This window comes from Pseudomonas capeferrum (assembly GCF_000731675.1).
Lineage (GTDB): Bacteria > Pseudomonadota > Gammaproteobacteria > Pseudomonadales > Pseudomonadaceae > Aquipseudomonas > Aquipseudomonas capeferrum.
The window spans coordinates 422038-443016 of record NZ_JMIT01000003.1 but is presented as its reverse complement, the minus strand read 5'-3'; the positions used below and the strand labels follow the sequence as shown (position 1 = coordinate 443016).

General features: G+C 63.6%; 14 protein-coding genes. 12 read left to right on the top strand and 2 right to left on the bottom strand.

Features of this window, described 5'->3' with window-relative positions:
• Positions 1 to 47 precede the first annotated feature (47 nt).
• From PC358_RS19640 to PC358_RS19620, 5 genes are all read left to right on the top strand, one after another.
• Positions 48 to 2498, top strand: coding sequence for a glycogen/starch/alpha-glucan phosphorylase (locus PC358_RS19640; RefSeq protein ID WP_033701959.1), 2451 nt, complete (start codon positions 48 to 50; stop codon positions 2496 to 2498).
• A gap of 168 nt (positions 2499 to 2666) precedes the next feature.
• A complete protein-coding gene (locus PC358_RS19635; protein ID WP_033701958.1) occupies positions 2667 to 3677 on the top strand; it encodes a class 1 fructose-bisphosphatase in 1011 nt (336 codons plus the stop codon).
• A gap of 3 nt (positions 3678 to 3680) precedes the next feature.
• Positions 3681 to 4277: a DUF924 family protein gene (locus PC358_RS19630; protein WP_033701957.1), complete on the top strand. Its 597-nt coding sequence runs from the start codon at positions 3681 to 3683 to the stop codon at positions 4275 to 4277.
• 200 nt (positions 4278 to 4477) lie between these two features.
• A complete protein-coding gene (bamE, locus tag PC358_RS19625) occupies positions 4478 to 4732 on the top strand; it encodes an outer membrane protein assembly factor BamE domain-containing protein (protein WP_008094623.1) in 255 nt (84 codons plus the stop codon).
• The gene (locus PC358_RS19620) at positions 4729 to 5301 is read left to right on the top strand and encodes a lipocalin family protein (protein WP_033701956.1); all 573 of its coding nucleotides are present in this window, start codon (positions 4729 to 4731) and stop codon (positions 5299 to 5301) included. Before bamE ends, PC358_RS19620 begins: the two co-directional genes overlap by 4 nt.
• Before the next feature lie 158 nt (positions 5302 to 5459).
• Here the strand turns inward: PC358_RS19620 and PC358_RS19615 are convergent, their stop codons facing one another.
• On the bottom strand, positions 5460 to 6824 hold the full coding sequence (locus tag PC358_RS19615; RefSeq protein ID WP_033701955.1) for a formimidoylglutamate deiminase: 1365 nt from the start codon (positions 6822 to 6824) through the stop codon (positions 5460 to 5462).
• A 143-nt stretch (positions 6825 to 6967) separates the two neighbouring features.
• On the opposite strand from PC358_RS19615, the gene hutC reads away from it, so the two are divergent.
• The 7 genes from hutC (at position 6968) to hutG (ending at position 15263) form a co-directional block, all read left to right on the top strand.
• A complete protein-coding gene (gene hutC, locus PC358_RS19610; RefSeq protein ID WP_177326481.1) occupies positions 6968 to 7678 on the top strand; it encodes a histidine utilization repressor in 711 nt (236 codons plus the stop codon).
• On the top strand, positions 7675 to 8247 hold the full coding sequence (locus tag PC358_RS19605; protein ID WP_033701953.1) for a HutD/Ves family protein: 573 nt from the start codon (positions 7675 to 7677) through the stop codon (positions 8245 to 8247). Before hutC ends, PC358_RS19605 begins: the two co-directional genes overlap by 4 nt.
• Positions 8248 to 8402: 155 nt before the next feature.
• Positions 8403 to 10076 carry a urocanate hydratase gene (gene hutU, locus PC358_RS19600; protein WP_033701952.1) on the top strand — a complete coding sequence of 558 codons (1674 nt, stop codon included), beginning with the start codon at positions 8403 to 8405 and terminating at the stop codon, positions 10074 to 10076.
• A gap of 69 nt (positions 10077 to 10145) precedes the next feature.
• On the top strand, positions 10146 to 11678 hold the full coding sequence (hutH, locus tag PC358_RS19595) for a histidine ammonia-lyase (protein ID WP_033701951.1): 1533 nt from the start codon (positions 10146 to 10148) through the stop codon (positions 11676 to 11678).
• 146 nt (positions 11679 to 11824) lie between these two features.
• Entirely contained in the window at positions 11825 to 13228 is a 1404-nt protein-coding gene (locus tag PC358_RS19590; protein WP_033701949.1) for an amino acid permease, read from the top strand.
• Between the two features lie 15 nt (positions 13229 to 13243).
• A complete protein-coding gene (gene hutI / locus PC358_RS19585) occupies positions 13244 to 14449 on the top strand; it encodes an imidazolonepropionase (protein ID WP_033701948.1) in 1206 nt (401 codons plus the stop codon).
• 10 nt (positions 14450 to 14459) lie between these two features.
• Complete coding sequence (gene hutG, locus PC358_RS19580; RefSeq protein WP_033701947.1) at positions 14460 to 15263, top strand: N-formylglutamate deformylase; 804 nt, start codon at positions 14460 to 14462, stop codon at positions 15261 to 15263.
• 49 nt (positions 15264 to 15312) lie between these two features.
• Here the strand turns inward: hutG and PC358_RS19575 are convergent, their stop codons facing one another.
• Positions 15313 to 20886, bottom strand: a complete 5574-nt coding sequence (locus PC358_RS19575) for a dermonecrotic toxin domain-containing protein (protein WP_081874763.1) — start codon at positions 20884 to 20886, stop codon at positions 15313 to 15315.
• Between the last annotated feature and the right edge of the window lie 93 nt (positions 20887 to 20979).

Below are 20979 nucleotides of genomic sequence, written 5' to 3'. Positions count from 1 at the left end.
TCTCATCAATCTCCCTCCGTATTCGTCTACTTGCCCGAGGATGCCGCATGTCCCAGGAACCCAAAGCACGTGACGCCGAGGTGGCCGATTTTCGCGCCGCTGTGCTGGATAAGCTGACCTACGCGGTCGGCAAGGACCCCGAGCATGCCTTCGACCATGACTGGTTCGAAGCCATTGCCCTGGCGGCGCGTGATCACATGGTCGATCACTGGATGGACCATACCCGTCAGGCCTACAGGCGCAGTCAGAAACGGGTCTATTACCTTTCCCTGGAATTTCTCATCGGGCGGCTGCTGTATGACAGCCTGAGCAACCTGGGTTTGCTCGACATCGCCCGCGAAGCCCTCGACGGCCTGGACGTCGACCTGGAGCGCATCCGCCTGCTGGAGCCGGATGCCGCACTGGGCAATGGTGGCTTGGGGCGCCTGGCGGCTTGCTTCATGGAAAGCATGTCGACCCTGGGCATTGCCGCCCATGGCTACGGTATCCGTTACGAGCACGGCCTGTTTCGCCAGGCGGTGGTCGATGGTTGGCAGCAGGAGCAGACCGAGAACTGGCTGGACTTCGGCAACCCCTGGGAGTTCGAGCGCGCCGAGGTGATCTACCCGATCAGTTTCGGCGGCAGCGTCGAGACCGTGCAGGACCCCCAAGGCCAGCAACGGCAGGTGTGGTCGCCCGGCGAGACGGTGCGGGCGGTGGCCTATGACACGCCGGTGGTCGGCTGGCGTGGCGCCAGCGTCAATACCTTGCGCCTGTGGCGGGCGCGGGCGCTCGAGGAGCTGCACCTGGAGCGCTTCAACGCCGGTGACCACCTGGGTGCGGTCGCCGAAGTGGCGCGCGCCGAGAGCATTTCGCGCGTGCTGTACCCGGCCGACAGTACCGAAGCCGGGCAGGAGCTGCGCCTGCGCCAGGAGTACTTCTTCGTTTCGGCTTCGCTGCAGGACTTGCTGCGCCGCCACCTGAACATGCATGACAGCCTGCTCAACCTGCCCGATGCCGCGGCCATTCAGCTCAACGATACCCACCCCTCGATCGCCGTGGCCGAGTTGATGCGGCTGCTGGTCGACCAGCACGAAGTGCCTTGGGATACTGCCTGGGAGCTGACCGTCGGCACGCTGGCCTACACCAACCACACCTTGCTGCCGGAGGCACTGGAAACCTGGCCGGTGGCGCTGATGGAGCGCATGCTGCCGCGGCACATGCAGATCATCTACCTGATCAACGCCTACCATATCGACGCCCTGCGCGCGAAAGGGCTGCACGACTTCGACGTGTTGCGGGCCGTGTCGCTGATCGAAGAAGACAACGGCCGCCGGGTGCGCATGGGCAACCTGGCGTTTCTCGGCTCGCACAGTGTCAACGGTGTGTCGGCACTGCACAGCCAGCTGATGAAGAGCACGGTGTTCGCCGAGCTGCACAAGCTGTACCCGCAGCGGATCAACAACAAGACCAACGGCATCACCTTCAGGCGCTGGCTGTTCCAGTCCAACCCGCCACTGACCGAGATGCTGGTCGAGGCGCTTGGGCCCGAGCTCAAGGATGACCCTGAAGGGCTGCTGGCCAACCTCGTGCCCTTTGCTGACAAAAGCAGCTTCCGCAAGCAGTTCGCCGCCCAGCGCCTGCACAGCAAGCGCGCCCTGGCCAGCATCATCCAGGACCGTATCGGCGTTACGGTGAACCCCGAGGCGATGTTCGATGTGCAGGTCAAGCGCATCCACGAGTACAAGCGCCAGTTGCTCAACCTGCTGCACACCGTGGCGCTGTATCAGGCCATTCGCAACGACCCCGGTACCAATTGGGTACCACGGGTGAAGATCTTTGCCGGCAAGGCTGCGGCCAGCTACCACCAGGCCAAGCTGATCATCAAGCTGGCCAACGACATCGCCCGTGTGGTCAACAACGACCCCACCGTGCGTGGCCTGCTGAAAGTGGTATTCCTGCCCAACTACAACGTCAGCCTGGCCGAAAGCATCATCCCGGCGGCAGACTTGTCCGAGCAGATCTCCACGGCAGGTTACGAGGCGTCAGGCACCAGCAACATGAAGTTCGGCCTCAATGGCGCGCTGACCATCGGCACCCTGGACGGCGCCAACGTCGAGATGTGCGAGCAGGTGGGGGCCGACAACATGTTCATCTTCGGCCTCACGGCGCAGCAGGTCGAGGCGCGCCGGCGCGCCGGAGACTTTGGCGCCAGTGCAGCGATTGCGGCGTCCAATCGCTTGAACGATGTGCTCCAGGCCATTCGCAGCGGGGTGTTCTCGCCCGATGACCCTTCGCGTTATACCGGGCTGATCGACGGGTTGGTGGCCTATGACCGTTTCCTGGTGTGCGCCGATTTCGACGCCTACTGGGATGCCCAGCGGCGGGTCGATGAGCTGTGGCACACGCCGCAGGAATGGTGGCGCATGGCGGTGCTGAACACGGCGCGGATGGGGTGGTTCTCGTCGGACCGAACCATTCGCGAGTATGCCACCGACATCTGGAAAGCACTGGACTGACTTACCAGGGCCGCATAGCGGCCCCACTCGACAGCCGGCCTGGCCACGGCTGAACTACCGACCTATTGTGCCGTCAGACAGCCCAGGCGAGTCTCATTGCTCGCTAGCATCGCACTCTCCCTGTAAACTGCGGGGGTTTTTCTCCCCCTTTCCATTTCGGAGCCATACATGTCCCGCGTTACCCTGAGTCGCTATCTGATTGAGCAGACCCGCAGCAACAATACCCCTGCCGATCTGCGCTTCCTGATCGAAGTGGTGGCGCGCGCGTGCAAAGAGATCAGCCACCACGTGTCCAAAGGCGCCCTGGGCGGCGTACTGGGCAGCATGGGCACCGAGAACGTTCAAGGTGAAGTGCAGAAGAAGCTCGACGTGATCTCCAACGATATCCTGCTGGAGGCCAACGAGTGGGGCGGCCACCTGGCCGGTATGGCTTCCGAAGAAATGGACAACGCCTACCAGATCCCGGGCAAGTACCCTAAAGGCGCCTACCTGCTGGTCTTCGACCCACTGGACGGTTCGTCGAACATCGACGTCAACGTCTCGGTCGGCACCATCTTCTCGGTACTGCGTTGCCCCAACGAGTACCTGAGCCAGAACGAAACCCTCAACGAAAACGCCTTCCTGCAGCCAGGCACCGAGCAGGTCGCCGCCGGTTATGCCATCTACGGCCCGCAGACCATGCTGATCCTGACCCTGGGCAATGGCGTCAAGGGCTTCACCCTGGACCGTGAGCTGGGCAGCTTCGTGCTGACTCACGAGAACATCCAGGTACCGGCAACCACCGCCGAGTTCGCCATCAACATGTCCAACCAGCGTCACTGGGAAGCCCCGGTGCAGCGCTACGTCGATGAGCTGCTGGCCGGTGAGACTGGCCCGCTGAAAAAGAACTACAACATGCGCTGGATCGCCTCGATGGTAGCCGACGTGCACCGCATCCTGACCCGTGGCGGTCTGTTCATGTACCCGCGCGACGCTCGCGACCCGAGCAAGCCGGGCAAGCTGCGCCTGATGTACGAGGCCAACCCGATGTCGTTCATCATCGAACAGGCTGGCGGCGCATCCACCAATGGTTACGATCGTATCCTCGACATTCAGCCACAAAGCCTGCACGAGCGCGTGTCGGTCATTCTGGGCTCGAAGGAAGAGGTCGAGCGCGTCACCGCGTATCACAAGGAGTAAGTCATGCTCGCACCTTGGCAGCCGTTGTTGGAGTGGTGGTTCGGTTGGGGCACCAGCCCCCAGGCCGTGGCTGACGAGAAGAGCACGCTGTGGTTCGGCAAGCATCACGATGCCGAAGCTCAGGCGCTGTTTGGCGAGCTTGTCGAGCATGCCCTGGCGGGTGGGCTCGACGAGTGGCAGCAGAGCCCGCAAGGCTGGCTCGGCCTGCTGATCCTGCTGGACCAGCTGCCGCGCATGATCCACCGCGACACGTCGCGCGCCTTCGAGGGCGACCGGCGTGCCCAGGTGGTGGCCATGCAGGGCCTGCAGAAAGGCTGGGATTACCAGCTGCTGCCGATCCAGCGAGTGTTTGTGCTGCTGGTGCTGGAGCATGCCGAGGTGCTGGACTGGCAGAACCTGTGCGTCGAGCGTTACCAGGTCCTGCTGGACGAGCAGCCCGAGGCCCATCGGCGCTTGTTCGAGGGGTTCCTCGACTATGCCGAGCAGCACCAGCGGGTGATTGCCCGGTTCGGGCGCTTCCCGCACCGCAACCTGATGCTGGAACGGCCGAGTACCAGTGAAGAGATGGACTTTTTGCTGGAGCCTGGGTCCAGGTTCTGAGATTCATCGGCCTGCCACGCAGCCCTGACGTAGCAAAAAACCGCCCCTGCCCCCGCAGCGGCGGTTTTTTTTACGCCGCCATTGGCTACCCGACCAATGGTGTAGGTGGAAAGGGGGGAGGGCAGGGAACCAGGGAGGGATTTTCTCGTCGAAGGTCACTGCAGGCCACTCGCCTGTATCCCCTGTCCAGGAGTGTCCTCATGTCGTTGCGTTCCCTCGCCCTGTTGTCCTTGTGCGTCGTTCTGACCGCGTGCAGCAAGATCAACCAGGAAAACTATTCCAAGCTCAAGGCCGGCATGAACAAGGCCGAGGTCGAGCAACTGCTCGGCACGCCTGCCGAGTGCTCTGGCGCGCTGGGCATGAGCAGCTGTACCTGGGGGGACGAGAAGAGCTTCATCAGCGTGCAGTACGCGGCTGACAAGGTGCTGATGTATTCAGGGCAGGGCCTTAAATGAGGCGTCTGCACCTGCTGCTGGGGTTATGCCTGGTGATGCTGCTGGGCGGCTGCGCCAGCTCTGCGCATGACCCGCTGGCACCGAAAACCGCCGGTAACGTCGACCTCAAGCGCTACCAGGGCAAATGGTATGAGCTGGCGCGCTTGCCGATGCGCTATCAGCAAGGCTGCGAGCAGTCCGAGGCCCACTACAACCTCAAATCTGACGGCTCCTACGGCGTGCTCAACCGCTGCCGTACCCTGGGTGATGAATGGTTGCGCGCAGAAGGGCATGCCAACATCCAGGAGCCTGGGCATACCGACAAGCTGTGGGTCGAGTTCGACAACTGGTTCACCCGCCTGGTACCGGGCGTGGCCAGGGGTGAGTACTGGATTCTCTACGTGGACGAGCGTTACCACACGGCGATCGTCGGCAGCCCGGACCGCAAGTACCTGTGGATCTTGTCGCGCACGCCAAGCCTGCCGGCCTGGCAGCGCGAGAGTTTGCTGTCCAAGGCGCGGCAGCAGGGTTATGACACCAGCCGGCTGATCTGGCGCACGGCTGACCAGCAGATCGTCAAGAGCCATTGACCCCGCACGCGCTTGCATGTGGTGGTGTGTGTGTAGGAGCGGCCTTGCGTCGCGAAAAGGGGCGCGCAGCGGCCCCAGGCTTTAGCGTCGCCGCTGGTATCGATGGGGCCGCTTTGCGGCCCTTTTCGCGACGCAAGGCCGCTCCTACACACACACGGTCAACCCAGCAGTTGGCGCAAGACCTCGACAAACGCCTGTGCGCTTTCCCCTTCCTGGGCATGCCGCCCCTGGCGCACGACCCACTGGCCGTTGACCATCACATCGCGCACCTGGCGGTCGCCGCCTGCGAACAACCAGCGATTGAGAATGGCATCGCCATCTGCCGTGGCGATGTACGGGTCTTGACCATCGAGCACCAGCCAGTCGGCCCGCTTGCCCACCGCCAGTTCACCGACCGCCTGGCCAAGCGCCTGGGCACCGCCGCTCAAGGCTGCGTCATACAGCGTGCGCCCGACCATCGGCTGGTCACCGCGGTACAGCCGGTTGCGCCGCTGATCGCGTAAGCGCTGGCCATACTCCAGCCAGCGCAGTTCTTCCACCACGCTGAGCGACACATGGCTGTCCGAGCCAATGCCCATGCGCCCACCTTGCGCCAGGTAATCCACCGCCGGGAAGATACCGTCGCCCAGGTTGGCCTCGGTGGTCAGGCACAGCCCCGCGACCGCACCACTGCGGGCCATGGTGGCAACTTCATCGGTTTCGGCGTGGGTGGCGTGAACCAGGCACCAGCGCGCGTCCACCTCGACATGCTCGTACAGCCACTGCAACGGGCGCAGGCCACTCCAGGCCAGGCAATCGTCGACTTCCTTCTGTTGTTCGGCAATGTGGATATGCACCGGGCTATTTGGGTTGCCGGCTTCCAGCACGCTGGCGATCTGCCTTGGGGTGACTGCGCGCAGCGAGTGGAAGCACAGGCCCAGTTGCTGTGCCGGCTGCGCGCCCAGCAGTGGCGCGAGTTGTTCCTGCAGGCGCAGGTACTGCTCGGTAGAGTTGATGAAACGCCGTTGCCCTTCGGTGGGCGCCTGGCCGCCGAAGCCTGCGTGGCTGTACAGCACGGGCAGCAAGGTCAGGCCAATGCCGCTGCTGGCTGCTGCGGCGCTGATGCGCCGGGACAGCTCGGCGGGGTCGGCGTAGGCCTTGCCTGCCGAGTCGTGGTGCACATAGTGGAATTCGGCCACCGAGGTGTAGCCGGCCTTGAGCATCTCGATATACAGCTGGCGGGCGATGACCTGCAACTGCTCTGGGGTGATCTGGCCAACCAGGCGATACATCAGGTCGCGCCAGGTCCAGAAGCTGTCGTTGGGGTTGCCCGCCACTTCCGCCAACCCTGCCATCGCCCGTTGGAAGGCATGCGAGTGCAGGTTGGGCATGCCGGGTAGCAGCGGCCCGGCCAGCCGTTCGGCACCGTCGGCCGAAGCGCCGGGCTCGATGCGGGTCATGTTGCCATCGCTGGCGACCTCGATTCGGACATTGCTGGCCCAGCCATTGGGCAGCAGGGCGCGTTCGGCGAAGTAGGCGGACATCGGTGAAATCCTGTTATTGTCAACTTGTATATACATATACAGGCGTTTGCCTGCCGGGTAAACTGCGGCAAGCTACCGCTCATTCAATCGCACAAGGATCCAACGCCGTGCCGACACCTCCTGTCTCCGCGCTGGTTGCCCAGATGGGCGAGGGCCCGGCGCCGCTGTACGCGCGGGTCAAACAGATGATCATCCAGCAGATCGACAACGGCAGCTGGCCGCCCCATCACCGGGTCCCTTCAGAAAGCGAGCTGGTCAGCCAACTGGGCTTCAGCCGCATGACCATCAACCGCGCCCTGCGTGAGCTCACGGCCGAAGGGCTGTTGGTGCGCATGCAAGGGGTCGGTACCTTCGTCGCCGAACCCAAGAGCCGTTCGGCGCTGTTCGAAGTCAACAACATCGCCGACGAGATTGCCGGGCGTGGCCACCAGCATAGCTGCCAGGTGGTCATCCTCGCCGAGGAGGCCGCCGGCTCCGAGCGTGCCCTGGCGCTGGACATGCGCGAAGGCCAGCGGGTGTTCCATTCGCTGATCGTGCATTACGAAAATGGCATACCGGTGCAAATCGAGGACCGCTACGTCAATGCGGCGATCGCGCCCGATTACCTCAAGCAGGACTTCACCCGGCAAACGCCTTACGCCTACCTGTCCCAGGTCGCGCCGCTGACCGAGGGTGAGCACGTGGTCGAGGCGATTCTGGCCGAGCCGCACGAGTGCCAGCTGCTGCAGATCGAGCGGGGCGAGCCTTGCCTGCTGATTCGCCGCCGCACCTGGTCCGGCCGCCAGCCGGTCACAGCCGCGCGGTTGATCCACCCCGGTTCCCGTCATCGCCTGGAAGGACGATTCAGCAAATGAGCCAATTGCAGGTGTTGCGTGCGCAGGGCTACCCGCGCATGCCGTGGAAGAACGGGGGCGGCTTCACCGAGGAAATCACCCGCGACAGCGGCGAAGGCCTCGAAGGGTTCGGCTGGCGCCTGTCGATTGCCGATATCGAAGAGTCTGGCGGTTTCTCGTCGTTCGCCGGTTACCAGCGGATCATCACGGTGCTGCAGGGCGATGGCATGCGCCTGCTGGTCGACGGGCAGGCCAGCCGGCCGCTGTTGCCATACGACGCGTTTGCCTTCGCAGGCGAGAGCCAGGTCAGTTGCAAGCTGCTGGGTGGGGCGATTCGTGATTTCAACCTGATCTACTCGCCACAGCGCTATCGCGCGCGCTTGCAGTGGTTCGATGGCACCACCCGGCTGTTCAGTTCGGCGTCGACGGTGTTGTTGTTCGCCGCCAGCAATCAGGTCGAGGTGCAGTTGGCAGGGGGTGAGGTGCAGCGGCTGGGGTTGCATGACTGCTTGCGGCTTGAGGGTAACGACGCGCTGGTGGGGTTGGAGGTTCAGGGGCGGTTTTGCCTGATCGAACTGATTTCACGTTGAGATAGCCGGGGCCGCAACGCGGCCCCAGCTTTTTCTGGTTACCAACGCAGAGGTCCAATTATTTTGGTTGTCCATGCTTGTACATACAAGTAAAGGTGTGTTTGTATATTGCCCACGACACATCTGCCCGCGGACGACCGCAGAGGACCCTTCCCGTGACCGACAACAACAAATACCGTGACGTTGAAATCCGTGCCCCACGTGGCAACAAGCTGACCGCCAAAAGCTGGCTGACTGAAGCGCCGCTGCGCATGCTGATGAACAACCTCGATCCGCAGGTCGCGGAAAACCCCAAGGAGCTGGTGGTCTACGGCGGTATCGGCCGGGCCGCCCGCAACTGGGCCTGCTACGACAAGATCGTCGAGACCCTGACCCGCCTGGAAGACGACGAAACCCTGCTGGTGCAGTCGGGCAAGCCGGTCGGCGTGTTCAAGACCCACAGCAACGCCCCGCGCGTGCTGATCGCCAACTCCAACCTGGTGCCGCACTGGGCCAACTGGGAACACTTCAACGAACTGGATGCCAAGGGCCTGGCCATGTACGGCCAGATGACCGCCGGCAGCTGGATCTACATCGGTAGCCAGGGCATCGTCCAGGGTACCTATGAAACCTTCGTCGAAGCCGGCCGCCAGCACTACGGTGGCAGCCTCAAAGGCAAGTGGGTACTGACCGCAGGCCTGGGCGGCATGGGCGGTGCCCAGCCACTGGCCGCGACCCTGGCCGGTGCCTGCTCGCTGAACATCGAATGTCAGCAGAGCCGCATCGATTTCCGCCTCGAAACCCGCTATGTCGACGAGCAGGCCACCGACCTCGACGACGCCCTGGCGCGCATCGCCAAGTACACTGCCGAAGGCAAGGCCATCTCCATCGCCCTGCACGGCAACGCCGCTGAAGTGCTGCCGGAGCTGGTCAAACGTGGCGTGCGCCCAGACATGGTCACCGACCAGACCAGCGCCCACGACCCGCTTAACGGCTACCTGCCGGCCGGCTGGACCTGGGAGCAGTACCGCGACCGTGCGCAGACCGAACCGGCTGCCGTGGTCAAGGCCGCCAAGCAGTCCATGGCCGTGCACGTGCAAGCCATGCTCGACTTCCAGAAGCAAGGCATCCCGACCTTCGACTACGGCAACAACATTCGCCAGATGGCCAAGGAAGAGGGCGTGGCCAACGCCTTCGACTTCCCTGGCTTCGTGCCGGCCTATATCCGCCCGCTGTTCTGCCGCGGCGTGGGTCCGTTCCGCTGGGCCGCGCTGTCTGGTGAGGCCGACGACATCTACAAGACCGATGCCAAGGTCAAAGAACTGATCCCCGACGACGCCCACCTGCACCGCTGGCTGGACATGGCCCGCGAGCGCATCAGCTTCCAGGGCCTGCCAGCGCGTATCTGCTGGGTCGGCCTGGGCCTTCGCGCCAAACTGGGCCTGGCGTTCAACGAAATGGTACGCAGCGGCGAGCTGTCGGCGCCGATCGTCATCGGCCGCGACCACCTGGACTCCGGTTCGGTATCGAGCCCCAACCGTGAAACCGAAGCCATGCGTGACGGCTCCGACGCTGTCTCCGACTGGCCGCTGCTCAACGCCCTGCTCAACACCGCCAGCGGCGCCACCTGGGTTTCGCTGCACCACGGCGGCGGTGTAGGCATGGGCTTCTCGCAGCATTCGGGCATGGTCATCGTCTGTGACGGCACCGATGAAGCCGCCGAGCGCATCGCCCGCGTGCTGACCAACGACCCGGCCACCGGTGTCATGCGCCACGCCGACGCCGGCTACGACATCGCCGTCGACTGCGCCAAAGAGCAAGGCCTTGACCTGCCAATGATCACGGGCTGATCGCTGCACTTTGAGTGATACTGAACAACAAGAAGGGGCCTGCGGGCCCCGACAGAATGGAGTAGCGAAGTGACCGAACTGACCCTCAAGCCTGGCACCCTGACCCTGGCCCAGCTGCGCGCGATCCACGCCGCACCCGTGCGCCTGCGCCTGGATGCCAGCGCCGACCAGCCGATCAACGACAGCGTTGCCTGCGTCGAACAGATTCTTGCCGAAGACCGTACCGCCTACGGCATCAACACCGGTTTCGGCCTGCTGGCTTCGACCCGCATTGCCAGCCATGACCTGGAAAACCTGCAGCGTTCGCTGGTGCTGTCCCACGCCGCCGGCATCGGCGCGCCGCTGGACGACGACCTGGTGCGGCTGATCATGGTGCTCAAGATCAACAGCCTCAGCCGTGGTTTCTCTGGCATTCGCCGCAAGGTGATCGATGCGCTGATCGCCCTGGTCAACGCCGAAGTCTACCCACACATTCCGCTCAAAGGCTCGGTCGGTGCGTCCGGCGACTTGGCACCGCTGGCGCACATGTCGCTGGTGCTGCTCGGCGAAGGCAAGGCGCGTTACCAGGGCCAATGGCTGTCGGCCACTGAAGCGCTGGCCGTTGCCGGCCTGGAGCCACTGACCCTGGCCGCCAAAGAGGGCCTGGCCCTGCTCAACGGCACCCAGGCTTCCTCGGCCTACGCCTTGCGCGGGCTGTTCTACGCCGAAGACCTGTACGCCGCCGCCATTGCCTGCGGTGGCCTGACCGTGGAAGCGGCGCTGGGCTCGCGTTCGCCGTTCGATGCACGGGTGCATGCCGTGCGTGGCCAGCGTGGCCAGATCGACACCGCCGCCTGCTTCCGCGACCTGCTGGGCGAGTCCAGCGAAGTGTCGCAGTCGCACAAGAACTGCGACAAGGTCCAGGACCCGTACTCGCTGCGCTGCCAGCCGCAGGTCATGGGCGCCTGCCTGACCCAGTTGCGCCAGGCTGCCGAAGTGCTCGGCGTCGAGGCCAACGCGGTGTCGGACAACCCGCTGGTGTTCGCTGCCGAAGGCGACGTGATCTCGGGCGGCAACTTCCACGCCGAACCGGTGGCCATGGCCGCTGACAACTTGGCCCTGGCCATCGCCGAAATCGGCTCGCTCAGCGAGCGCCGCATCTCGCTGATGATGGACAAGCACATGTCCCAGCTGCCGCCGTTCCTGGTGGAAAACGGTGGGGTCAACTCTGGCTTCATGATTGCCCAGGTGACCGCTGCCGCATTGGCCAGCGAGAACAAGGCCCTGTCGCACCCTCACAGCGTCGACAGCCTGCCCACTTCGGCCAACCAGGAAGACCACGTGTCGATGGCCCCGGCCGCCGGCAAGCGCTTGTGGGAAATGGCCGAGAACACCCGTGGCGTGCTGGCCATCGAATGGCTGGGCGCCTGCCAGGGCCTGGACCTGCGCAAGGGGCTGAAGACCTCGGCCAAGCTGGAGCAGGCACGCCGAGCGCTGCGCAGCGAAGTGCCGCACTACGACCGCGACCGGTTCTTTGCGCCGGATATCGAGAAGGCCGTCGAGCTGCTGGCTAAAGGCAGCCTGAGCGGGCTGCTGCCAGCTGGGGTTCTGCCTAGCCTGTGATGCCTCTGGGGCCGCCTTGCGGCCCATTCGCGGGGCAAGCCCGCGCCCACACAGAGCTGAACCTGTTGGGGGCGGGCTTGACCCGTGAAAGGGCTGCAACGCGGCCCCTCGATCTCACGACCACAAAAACAAAATTAGGACGTGACATGCAACAAGCTCAAGGTCTTAAGCGCGGGCTGTCGGCCCGACACATCCGTTTCATGGCGCTCGGCTCCGCTATCGGTACCGGGCTTTTCTACGGTTCTGCCTCGGCCATCCAGATGGCCGGCCCAGCAGTGCTGCTGGCGTACCTGATCGGCGGCGCCGCCGTGTTCATGGTCATGCGCGCCCTTGGCGAGATGGCCGTGCACAACCCGGTCGCCGGCTCCTTCGGGCACTACGCCACCACCTACCTCGGCCCCATGGCCGGCTTCATCCTCGGTTGGACCTACGCCTTCGAGATGGTCATCGTCGCCATCGCCGACGTGACGGCCTTCGGTATCTACATGGGCTTCTGGTTCCCTGAAGTGGCCCGCTGGATCTGGGTGCTGGGCATCGTCTTCCTGATCGGCGGCCTGAACCTGTGCAACGTCAAGGTGTTCGGCGAGATGGAATTCTGGCTGTCGCTGCTCAAGGTCGGCGCCATCGTCGCGATGATCCTTGCCGGCCTCGGCATCATGGCCTTCGGCTTCAGCCAGGTCGGCACCGGGCATGCGGTCGGGTTGAGCAACCTGGTCGAGCACGGCGGCTTCATGCCTAATGGTGTCGGTGGCCTGATCGCCTCCTTCGCAGTGGTCATGTTCGCCTTCGGTGGTATCGAAATCATCGGCGTCACTGCCGGTGAGGCCAAGGACCCACAACGGGTCATTCCCAAGGCCATCAATGCCGTGCCGCTGCGTATCCTGCTGTTCTACGTGCTGACCCTGTTCGTGCTGATGTGCCTGTACCCGTGGCCGCAAATCGGCAGCGAAGGCAGCCCGTTCGTGCAGATCTTCAGCAACCTGGGGATTGGTTCGGCGGCGGCAGTGCTCAACGTCGTGGTGATTTCCGCTGCCATTTCGGCCATCAACAGCGACATTTTCGGCGCGGGCCGCATGATGTACGGCCTGGCCCAGCAAGGCCACGCGCCACGCGGGTTCAGCAAGCTGTCCCGGCACGGTGTGCCTTGGATGACCGTGGTGGTGATGGGCGCGGCGCTGCTGATCGGCGTGGTGCTCAACTACCTGATCCCCGAAAACGTGTTCCTGCTGATTGCCTCGATCGCCACCTTCGCCACCGTGTGGGTGTGGTTGATGATCCTGCTCACCCAGGTGGCCATGCGCCGCAGCATGAGCCGCGAGGAAGCCGCCCAGCTGAAGTTCCCGGTACCGTTCTGGCCCTATGGCCCAGCCATGGCCATCGCGTTCATGGTGTTCATCTTTGGCGTGCTCGGTTACTTCCCGGACACTCAGGCAGCCTTGCTGGTGGGTGTGGTCTGGGTGGTGTTCCTGGTCGCGTCCTACCTGCTGTGGTGCAAGCCGCGGGCAGGGCAGGGCAAAGCGGCCCAGGCGCAGGCCGGGCTGCACCGCTAGTACAGGAGATTGCAAATGAGAACCCTCTGGCAGCACTGCCATGTGGCAACCATGGTCGACGGCCGTTACTCGATCATCGAGGACGCGGCGATCGTCACCTGCGACGGGCTGATCGAATGGATCGGCCCACGCAGCGCGCTGCGGCCGGTCGAAGTGGAGCGCACGGTGAACCTGGGCAATGCCTGGGTCACCCCCGGGCTGATCGACTGCCACACTCACGCGGTGTTTGGCGGCAACCGCAGCGGCGAGTTCGAGCAGCGTCTGCAGGGCGTGAGCTATGCCGAAATCGCCGCGCAAGGCGGCGGCATCGCCAGTACCGTGCGGGCCACCCGTGCGGCCAGCGAGGATGAGCTGTTCGCCAGTGCCCGCCAGCGGGTTCAGGCGTTGATGCGTGATGGCGTGACCACCCTCGAGGTCAAGTCCGGCTATGGCCTGGACCTGGCCAACGAGCGCAAGATGCTGCGCGTGGCACGGCGCCTGGCCGACGAGTTGCCGCTTGCCGTGCGCGCCACCTGCCTGGCCGCCCACGCCCTGCCGCCGGAGTACGCCGGCAGGGCCGACGACTACATTGCGCACATCTGCGACGAGATGCTGCCTGCCCTGGCCGCAGAAGGGCTGGTGGATGCGGTGGATGCGTTCTGCGAACACCTGGCGTTCTCCCCGGCCCAGGTCGAGCGGGTATTCATCAAGGCGCATGAGCTGGGCCTGCCGGTGAAGCTGCACGCCGAACAGCTGTCGTCGCTGCACGGCTCGAGCCTGGCGGCGCGCTACCAAGCATTGTCGGCCGACCACCTGGAATTCATGACTGAGGAAGACGCCATTGCCATGGCCGCGGCCGGCACGGTCGCCGTGCTGCTGCCGGGCGCCTTCTATTTCCTGCGCGAAACCCAATTGCCGCCGATGGACGCCCTGCGCCGTCACGGTGTGAAGATTGCCCTGGCCAGCGACCTCAACCCGGGCACCTCGCCGGGGTTGTCGCTGCGCCTGATGCTGAACATGGGCTGCACGCTGTTCCGCATGACCCCGGAAGAAGCCCTGGCCGGTGTGACCACCCATGCCGCCACGGCGCTAGGCCTTGGCGACAGCCATGGCACGCTGGAAGCCGGCAAGGTGGCGGACTTTGTCGCCTGGCAGATCGAGCGCCCCGCCGACCTGGCCTACTGGCTGGGTGGCGACCTGCCCAAGCGTGTGGTGCGCAAGGGCCACGAGATACTCAACTGAGCGAGGCGAAATGAACAAGGTACTGAGTTTTCACCAGGGCCGTTTACCCCTGCTGATCAGCATGCCCCACGCAGGCCTGCAACTGACCCCAGCGGTGCGCGAGGGCCTGGTCGACCAGGCGCGCAGCTTGCCTGACACCGACTGGCACATTCCGCAGCTCTACGATTTTGCCCGTGAACTGGGCGCCAGCGTGGTGGCGGCGGAGTATTCGCGTTTCGTCATCGACCTCAACCGGCCCGACGACGATAAGCCGTTGTACGTCGGGGCAACCACCGGCTTGTATCCGGCCACGCTGTTCGAAGGGCAGCCCTTGTTCAAAGACGGGCAGGTGCCCTCTGCCGAAGAGCGCGCGACCTACCTGGAGCAGATCTGGCGGCCGTATCACGACACGATCAGCCAGGAGCTGGCCCGCCTGCGTGAGCAGTTCGGCTATGCGTTGCTGTGGGACGCCCACTCGATTCGCTCGCTGATCCCGCACCTGTTCGACGGCAAGCTTCCGGATTTCAACCTTGGTACTTTCAACGGCGCCAGCTGCGATCCTGAGCTGGCGCAGTTGCTTGCGGGCGTGTGCGCCGAAGCGCCGGCTTACAGCCATGTACTCAACGGGCGTTTCAAGGGCGGCCATATCACCCGCCACTATGGCAACCCTGCCAACCATATCCATGCGGTGCAGTTGGAGCTGGCGCAAAGCACGTACATGGAAGAAAGCGAGCCGTTCGCCTATCGCGAAGACCTGGCGCAACCGACCCAGGCCGTGCTGCGGCGTTTGCTCGAAAGCGTGCTGGCCTGGGGCGTGCAACGCTACGGGAAGTGAGCGCAGGGGGGGCGGCCTGCACACAGTGGCCGCCCAGGCGAGTGGCTGCCTACTCGGTCGATGAACGGGGCTTGCGATCAGGGTCTGCAAACGATGTGAGTTCGCGAATCAGGCGTAACTCGCGTGTTTGCCTGTTGCGCTCCAATGCCTCGAACTCCTCTGCCAACGAAGAGAGGGGCCTGTCAGGGTATTGGTCCGGTAGTTCGGATACCTGGGTCTGGTACGTGTGCTCGATGTCTGCAAAACGGTCGGCATAGGCTTGGCGCAAGTACTGGACCCAGCGCGGGTTGGCGGCGGCAAAATTCAGGAAATCCTCCGCCAGCTCGCGACGCTGCACTTCCAGCTCGGCATACGCCAACTCATCGATATTGGCATTGATCGCGTAGCGCAAGGTGTCGTTGGGTAGGCCCAGTTCAAGCGGGGCATTCAGTTCACGACGGTAGGTGAGGCGAACCTCCGCTTCATCCCGGTTGGCCGCCTCGCTTTGGGCAACCTCATCCAGGGCCTGCAAGCGATACAGGCGGCGCAGTTCCCGATAAAGGTTGCCCTCGGTATCTGCCGCATCGATCTGCAGGCGCTGGTTGGCGATGTACAGTTCGATGTTCTGGAATACCAGCAGCGCGCCGTCGTGGCAGGTCTGGTCGCCATTGTCCTGCACCAGTGCTTCCCTGGCCTGAAGGTTGAACAACGCAAGGTCTTGCGTGTTGACCACTGCACTGCCCAGCACCTTGCGCACACGTTGGCAGAATGACACGCGGGTCTTGCCGTTCTGGTACGGGGCCGCGTTGCGCAGGCGACCGACCAGCGCCAGAAGATGCTCGGCTTCACCTGAACCCTGGAGTGTCTCCCAGCTGTCCCGCAGTGCTTCGTTTTCGAGGTCCGTCGCGAGCAGCCAGTTTTCCACATTGGGTGCATCAGCCATTGGGTCCAGGAAGGGGAAGTGGCGGTGGCCGCCCATCCCGCCCTCTCCCGATGACTCGCTTATGCTGTCGGACAGGTCGATGGCAAAGGTATAGCTGCGCTGGCTGTCGGAAGAGGCACGGGCGCGCATGACGGCTTCGTCCGTCAGCGGGTTACTGAACAACAGAATCGAGCTGATGGGGAAGTCGTTATCCAGGTTGGCCAGGATGTGCTCTGGCAGTTCGGTGAGCTGGTTATCACTCAGGTCCAGCATCTCCAGGGGCAGCAGGCCGTCTACCCAGGCCGGCCACTGGTCCAGGGCCATGCTGTTCAGGTCGAGGCGGCGAATCGTTTGCAACGCCTGCGGCGCGTGTGTGATCGTCCCCATGCGGTTGCCCGTGAGGTCCAGTGAATTGAGGTTGGGCAGACCGCCCAGGGTGTCGAGCACCTGCTGGTCGATCAGCAGGTCTGACTGGCGCAGGGCAATGTCGGTCAACCCAGGCAAGCGCAGAAGGGCAGAAGGCAACGTTTGCTCGGCGTGCTGGTATTCGTCGATCGTCAGGCGCGTCACCCGTGCCAACCGGCTCAGCAATGCATCGAACTGTGCGGTTGAGCCGCTGACGCGATCAAGCGCCAGGTTATGTACCTGCGCGGTGAAAAAGGCAGGCAAGCGTCTCGGGAAATGCTCCAGGTCAACATCGTTCAGGCGCAATGCCGCGCGCGTCAGCCCTATCTCCTGGTTATGCCAGAACTCGTTCAGTGCTGCTGCGATACGGGTCCTGGCCGCCATGACCGCCTGGCTGACAGGGGCGGCCGAACTGGAGGCGTTTACATAGTTGTCGATGGCGTCGCGTAGCTGTTGGCGTTGTGCCAATTGGGCGGCCAGGCGCGCTCTGACGTCTTCAGGCTGGTCCATTTCGAAGCGAGAGGCGCGGCCATCTTCGCTTAGCATCACGCGCCTCACCTCATCCTCGAAGAGCGGATTGCCCTGCATCGAGACCAGCGCGTGCTCGGCAATATTGATGTGGTTATCCCGCAGAAAGTGCGGGAGGATCCTGATGTGGTTGTTGCGCAGGCCAATGTGATGCACCTGGGTCAGGGTATTGAACCCCACCCCCTCTGGCCAATGATCCAGTGCCATGTTGTCCAGGCCCAGGTAGTCCAGTGTCAGCTCGTTGAAGCGCGGGGGGTAATGCTCGGAAAACCGGTTGCCGCTCAGGTCCAGGCGTCGCAGCTGAGTGAGCCCTGCCAGGCTGTCGATGTCAGTCGAGGACAGCGAGATATTCTGGTTGGTCAGGCTGAGCGATTCGAGCGCCGGTAGACGCTGGGCGATCATCGGCAGGCTGAACTGCAGGGCGGAAGGCGTCCCTTCAGGCCGGTAGTTCCGGCTGATCTCCAGCGACCTCAGGTTTGCGAACTGTCGCGTCAGGCTGTCCAGTTGCGGGCCGTGCTGGTTCCAGCCTTCATAGTTTTCGGGTGACGTTTCTATCAGTTGCAGGTCCGTGACGCTGGCGCTGAAAAATTCAGGCAGTTCGAGCGGAAACTGCGCCAAGGACAGGCGTTCAAGGCGAAGCGGCCCGACGGCATCGCTGGCGGTCAGGAATGCGCGGTCATACCAGTGCTGGGAAATGGCGTTCATCAACCGCTCGAAGTCATCCGGGGGCTGATGGGGCATCCGTGCGGCCAGCTGGCGCCAGTCAGCCAGGCGGCTTTGCAGCTGGTTGCGTTGCTCCAGCAGCACGCTGAGCATGTCATCGATCTGGGCGCGGGTCAGGTTTCTGTTTTCCAACGCTGCCAGGGTCTGTTCGGCGGGGCGAGGAATGGGGGCGTATTGGCCAATCTGGCGTATTGAATTGAGCAATGTTTGCCTCGAGATGCTGGCAACGCGCGGGCGATTGCCACCCAGCGGGTAACCCAAGCGACCATCTGCCAGGCGCATTGGCGAGCGAAAGCCCGGGCGCACGCTCTGCATGCCGAGGACCTTGCGCAATGCCGCGCGGGGCAACAGAGGCGCTTGTTGAACCCTGCGTCTGAGCGCCTGCTCATCCTCAACACCCAGTGCCTCACGTTGCTCGGCAGTCAACACTTCGAACAGCGCTCCGGGCAATGAGCTGTGCACCGAAAGCAGATCGTCGGGCCGGGTACTGTCCATGACCACGTAACCCGCACGTGCGCTGATGATCAACGTGGTCGCGGGTACTTCGCTGGCGCCGATGCTGGCGACCTGGGCGGGCGAGCGCTGACGCTGCTCAACGGTGATGGGGGTCTCGGTTGACCAGCCGGGGAGCTGCTCCAGGGTGTGCAAGACCAGTACATCGCTGTCCCAGTTACGCACGCTCTCCAGGTAGAGCCCTTCGTAGGCGCGGTTCAGCCTGACCTGCTGCGCAAGGCAACGAACCTCTTCGGCGAGCCGGGTGGGGACTTTGCCGTGGGCCAGCTCAGCCCTTTCGGAGGGGCTGGCATGGCGCAACAACTCTTCGGTGAGGGGCGCTGGAAGCTGTGGGTAGCGAGATTGGATCACTTCGGCGCCGGGCATCCGGGGTGTGGGCAGCGCTCGATAGTGCCTCTCGAATTCGCTGTGGAGCACGTTCGGCTCAGCCAATTCAGGGCGTTGCTCAAGTGCCTGATAGAGCTTGAAGCGCGACAGGGTGTCTTCCAACTGCGCGGGTAAGCGCAGACTGTCGCACAGCGCCCTGCGCAGCACATCCTCCTGCGTGCCACTTACGCGCAGGATACGCAGTGCAGTCTCATCGTCGAAATGCGCGCCAAGGTGGCCAGCGCGCCTGAACAAGGGCAGTTCTGGCCATTGCTCGGGCCGGTCTGCGGGGAGCAGCCAGGCGCCAGCACCGTTGTGGCGCAGCGGTGGTTCATAGCTGAGTGCCTTGCTGGGGTGCACAAGGCGGTATTCAGTGCTGCCAGGCGCCTGCGTGACGGAGTAGGTGTTGCCTTCGATTGCCAACCAGGCCTTGCCATCATGGTGATACAGGCCGAACTCATCGGCCTGCAGGCCAGCCGGCAGCACGGTGTCATGGGCGAACGGCCGGGCGTCCGGTAACCACAGACGGCTACCGCCATCGGGCATGACCACAGGCTCGAGCTCCTCGATGAACGAGGGCATGTCTACGGGTATCTTCTCGACGGCCGGGGTGCCATCGGCCGCGCCTGTTGCCACGGCCACTGCGGTGAGTGCGACGTTCTCGACGATGTCCATCAGGTAGTCGAGCGCTTGCTCACGATCGCCGTCGGCCCAGTTCTCGATGCCCTCGAAAACCTCGTAGCTGAGTTGAATCAGTGACAGACCAAGCATCAACTGGCCCAGGCCAGGCACGACGAAGGCACCGAGGTTCAAAGCGCCCAATGCCAGTTGGGCAAAGTAGGCCCTGCGCTTTTCGGTGGTTTTTTGATCTTCCTGGGCCGTTGAAACGGCATGGTACGAGGCATCGTCCATGCGCCGTTGGCGTTTCTGGCTGACCAGTTCGTCGAGCAGCGAGCGGTTGAAGGGCTGCAGCGTCACCGCTACCCATGCTTCGGGGTCACGTACGCGGTTGGTCAGCTCACCCTGGTGCGTCGGGGATGGCTGCACACGGCTCCAATCTACCGGTTGCAGGCAGTCGCGTAGTTTTTCCATGAAGGTGGCGCTGTCGCGGGCAGGTACGCCCTGCTGCAGATGGCGGATCTGCATTGCCCACAGTTGCTCGCGCAAGTGCACTTGAACTTCAAGAACAGTGCTGTGCACTTTCAGCGGCACTGGCGCGCCCGGCAGATAGGTTACCAGGACGTTCTTGTAAGGAAGGCGAGTTGTATCGTAGCTCAGAAACAACTCGGGAAAAGGCACCACGCCGATCACCAGCGCGCCGGTCACCGACACGTCGAACAGCTTGAGGAACGCCCACCGCATGGGGCTTTCCAGGTAGTGCACCTCGTCGCCCCGGATGAGCTTCAACAAGGCCTCATACAGGGGCAGGTCAAGCATGTTGCTCAGGTAGGCCCTGTGCAGCTCGAGGCGAAAGGCGCATTGCTCAGCCTTGCCAAGCGTCTCGCTTACCGCTGCGCCATCACCCCCGGAGTCCGGCTGGTAGACGGCAGCGAGCAACGCCTGATACTGGCCGCCGATGTCCAGCTCGCGGACTAAGGAGGCAAAAGCCTGCGGGGCTATCTGAACCGGGTTGCCGGTGGGCAGATGCGCCAGGAACTGATTGCTGTCGAGCACCACGGACTTCAACGTCTGGCCATCGAGACCGCCAGGCTCGGCTTCGGCCGCTTCAAAATTTTGCAGGGCGCAATGCAGCAGGCTCTGGGTGGCCAGCTTGAACGCCCGCTGGGCAGCGGTGAACGGGTCTGCACCCATGCTTGCCTGATAGGCTTCGGCCTTGCCGGCGTTGAACAGGTAGGTCCGGGTGACATCCAGCGCCAGGCCGAAGCGCGCTTCGATGGCCGAGGTCAGCTGTTCCCTGGCGAATGTCTCCAGGTCGGGAAGGGCTTTGAACAGTGCGTTTGCGTCGCTGCTGGCGTGCCTATAGGCCTCATATTCCCTGGCCAGCTTGCGGGCATCAGCCGGTTGCTCCTGGCAAGCCTTGGCAAACCAGGGGGCTGGGGTGTTCAGTGCTGTGCGCATGTGCTGATGAGTGGCAGGCGTGGTACTGACCATCCAGGCTGGGATTTTACCCTCGATCAGGGCCTGAGGATGGGAAGTGTCATCGCTGGCGTCGGGAAGGTGAGTCATTGGCTAGCCTCGCTTGATAAAGCAGCGAGGCTAGCCAGCGTGGCCTGTGGCATGTGCATAACATGATCTGAGCACAGACACATGCTCTAAGCG

Bases quoted from the DNA above. Each gene is read 5' to 3' on its own strand.
- PC358_RS19640 (WP_033701959.1), top strand. From the start codon at position 48: ATGTCCCAGGAACCCAAAGCACGTGACGCCGAGGTGGCCGATTTTCGC.
- PC358_RS19635 (WP_033701958.1), top strand. From the start codon at position 2,667: ATGTCCCGCGTTACCCTGAGTCGCTATCTGATTGAGCAGACCCGCAGC.
- PC358_RS19630 (WP_033701957.1), top strand. From the start codon at position 3,681: ATGCTCGCACCTTGGCAGCCGTTGTTGGAGTGGTGGTTCGGTTGGGGC.
- bamE (WP_008094623.1), top strand. From the start codon at position 4,478: ATGTCGTTGCGTTCCCTCGCCCTGTTGTCCTTGTGCGTCGTTCTGACC.
- PC358_RS19620 (WP_033701956.1), top strand. From the start codon at position 4,729: ATGAGGCGTCTGCACCTGCTGCTGGGGTTATGCCTGGTGATGCTGCTG.
- PC358_RS19615 (WP_033701955.1), bottom strand. From the start codon at position 6,824: ATGTCCGCCTACTTCGCCGAACGCGCCCTGCTGCCCAATGGCTGGGCC.
- hutC (WP_177326481.1), top strand. From the start codon at position 6,968: ATGGGCGAGGGCCCGGCGCCGCTGTACGCGCGGGTCAAACAGATGATC.
- PC358_RS19605 (WP_033701953.1), top strand. From the start codon at position 7,675: ATGAGCCAATTGCAGGTGTTGCGTGCGCAGGGCTACCCGCGCATGCCG.
- PC358_RS19590 (WP_033701949.1), top strand. From the start codon at position 11,825: ATGCAACAAGCTCAAGGTCTTAAGCGCGGGCTGTCGGCCCGACACATC.
- hutI (WP_033701948.1), top strand. From the start codon at position 13,244: ATGAGAACCCTCTGGCAGCACTGCCATGTGGCAACCATGGTCGACGGC.
- hutG (WP_033701947.1), top strand. From the start codon at position 14,460: ATGAACAAGGTACTGAGTTTTCACCAGGGCCGTTTACCCCTGCTGATC.
- PC358_RS19575 (WP_081874763.1), bottom strand. From the start codon at position 20,886: ATGACTCACCTTCCCGACGCCAGCGATGACACTTCCCATCCTCAGGCC.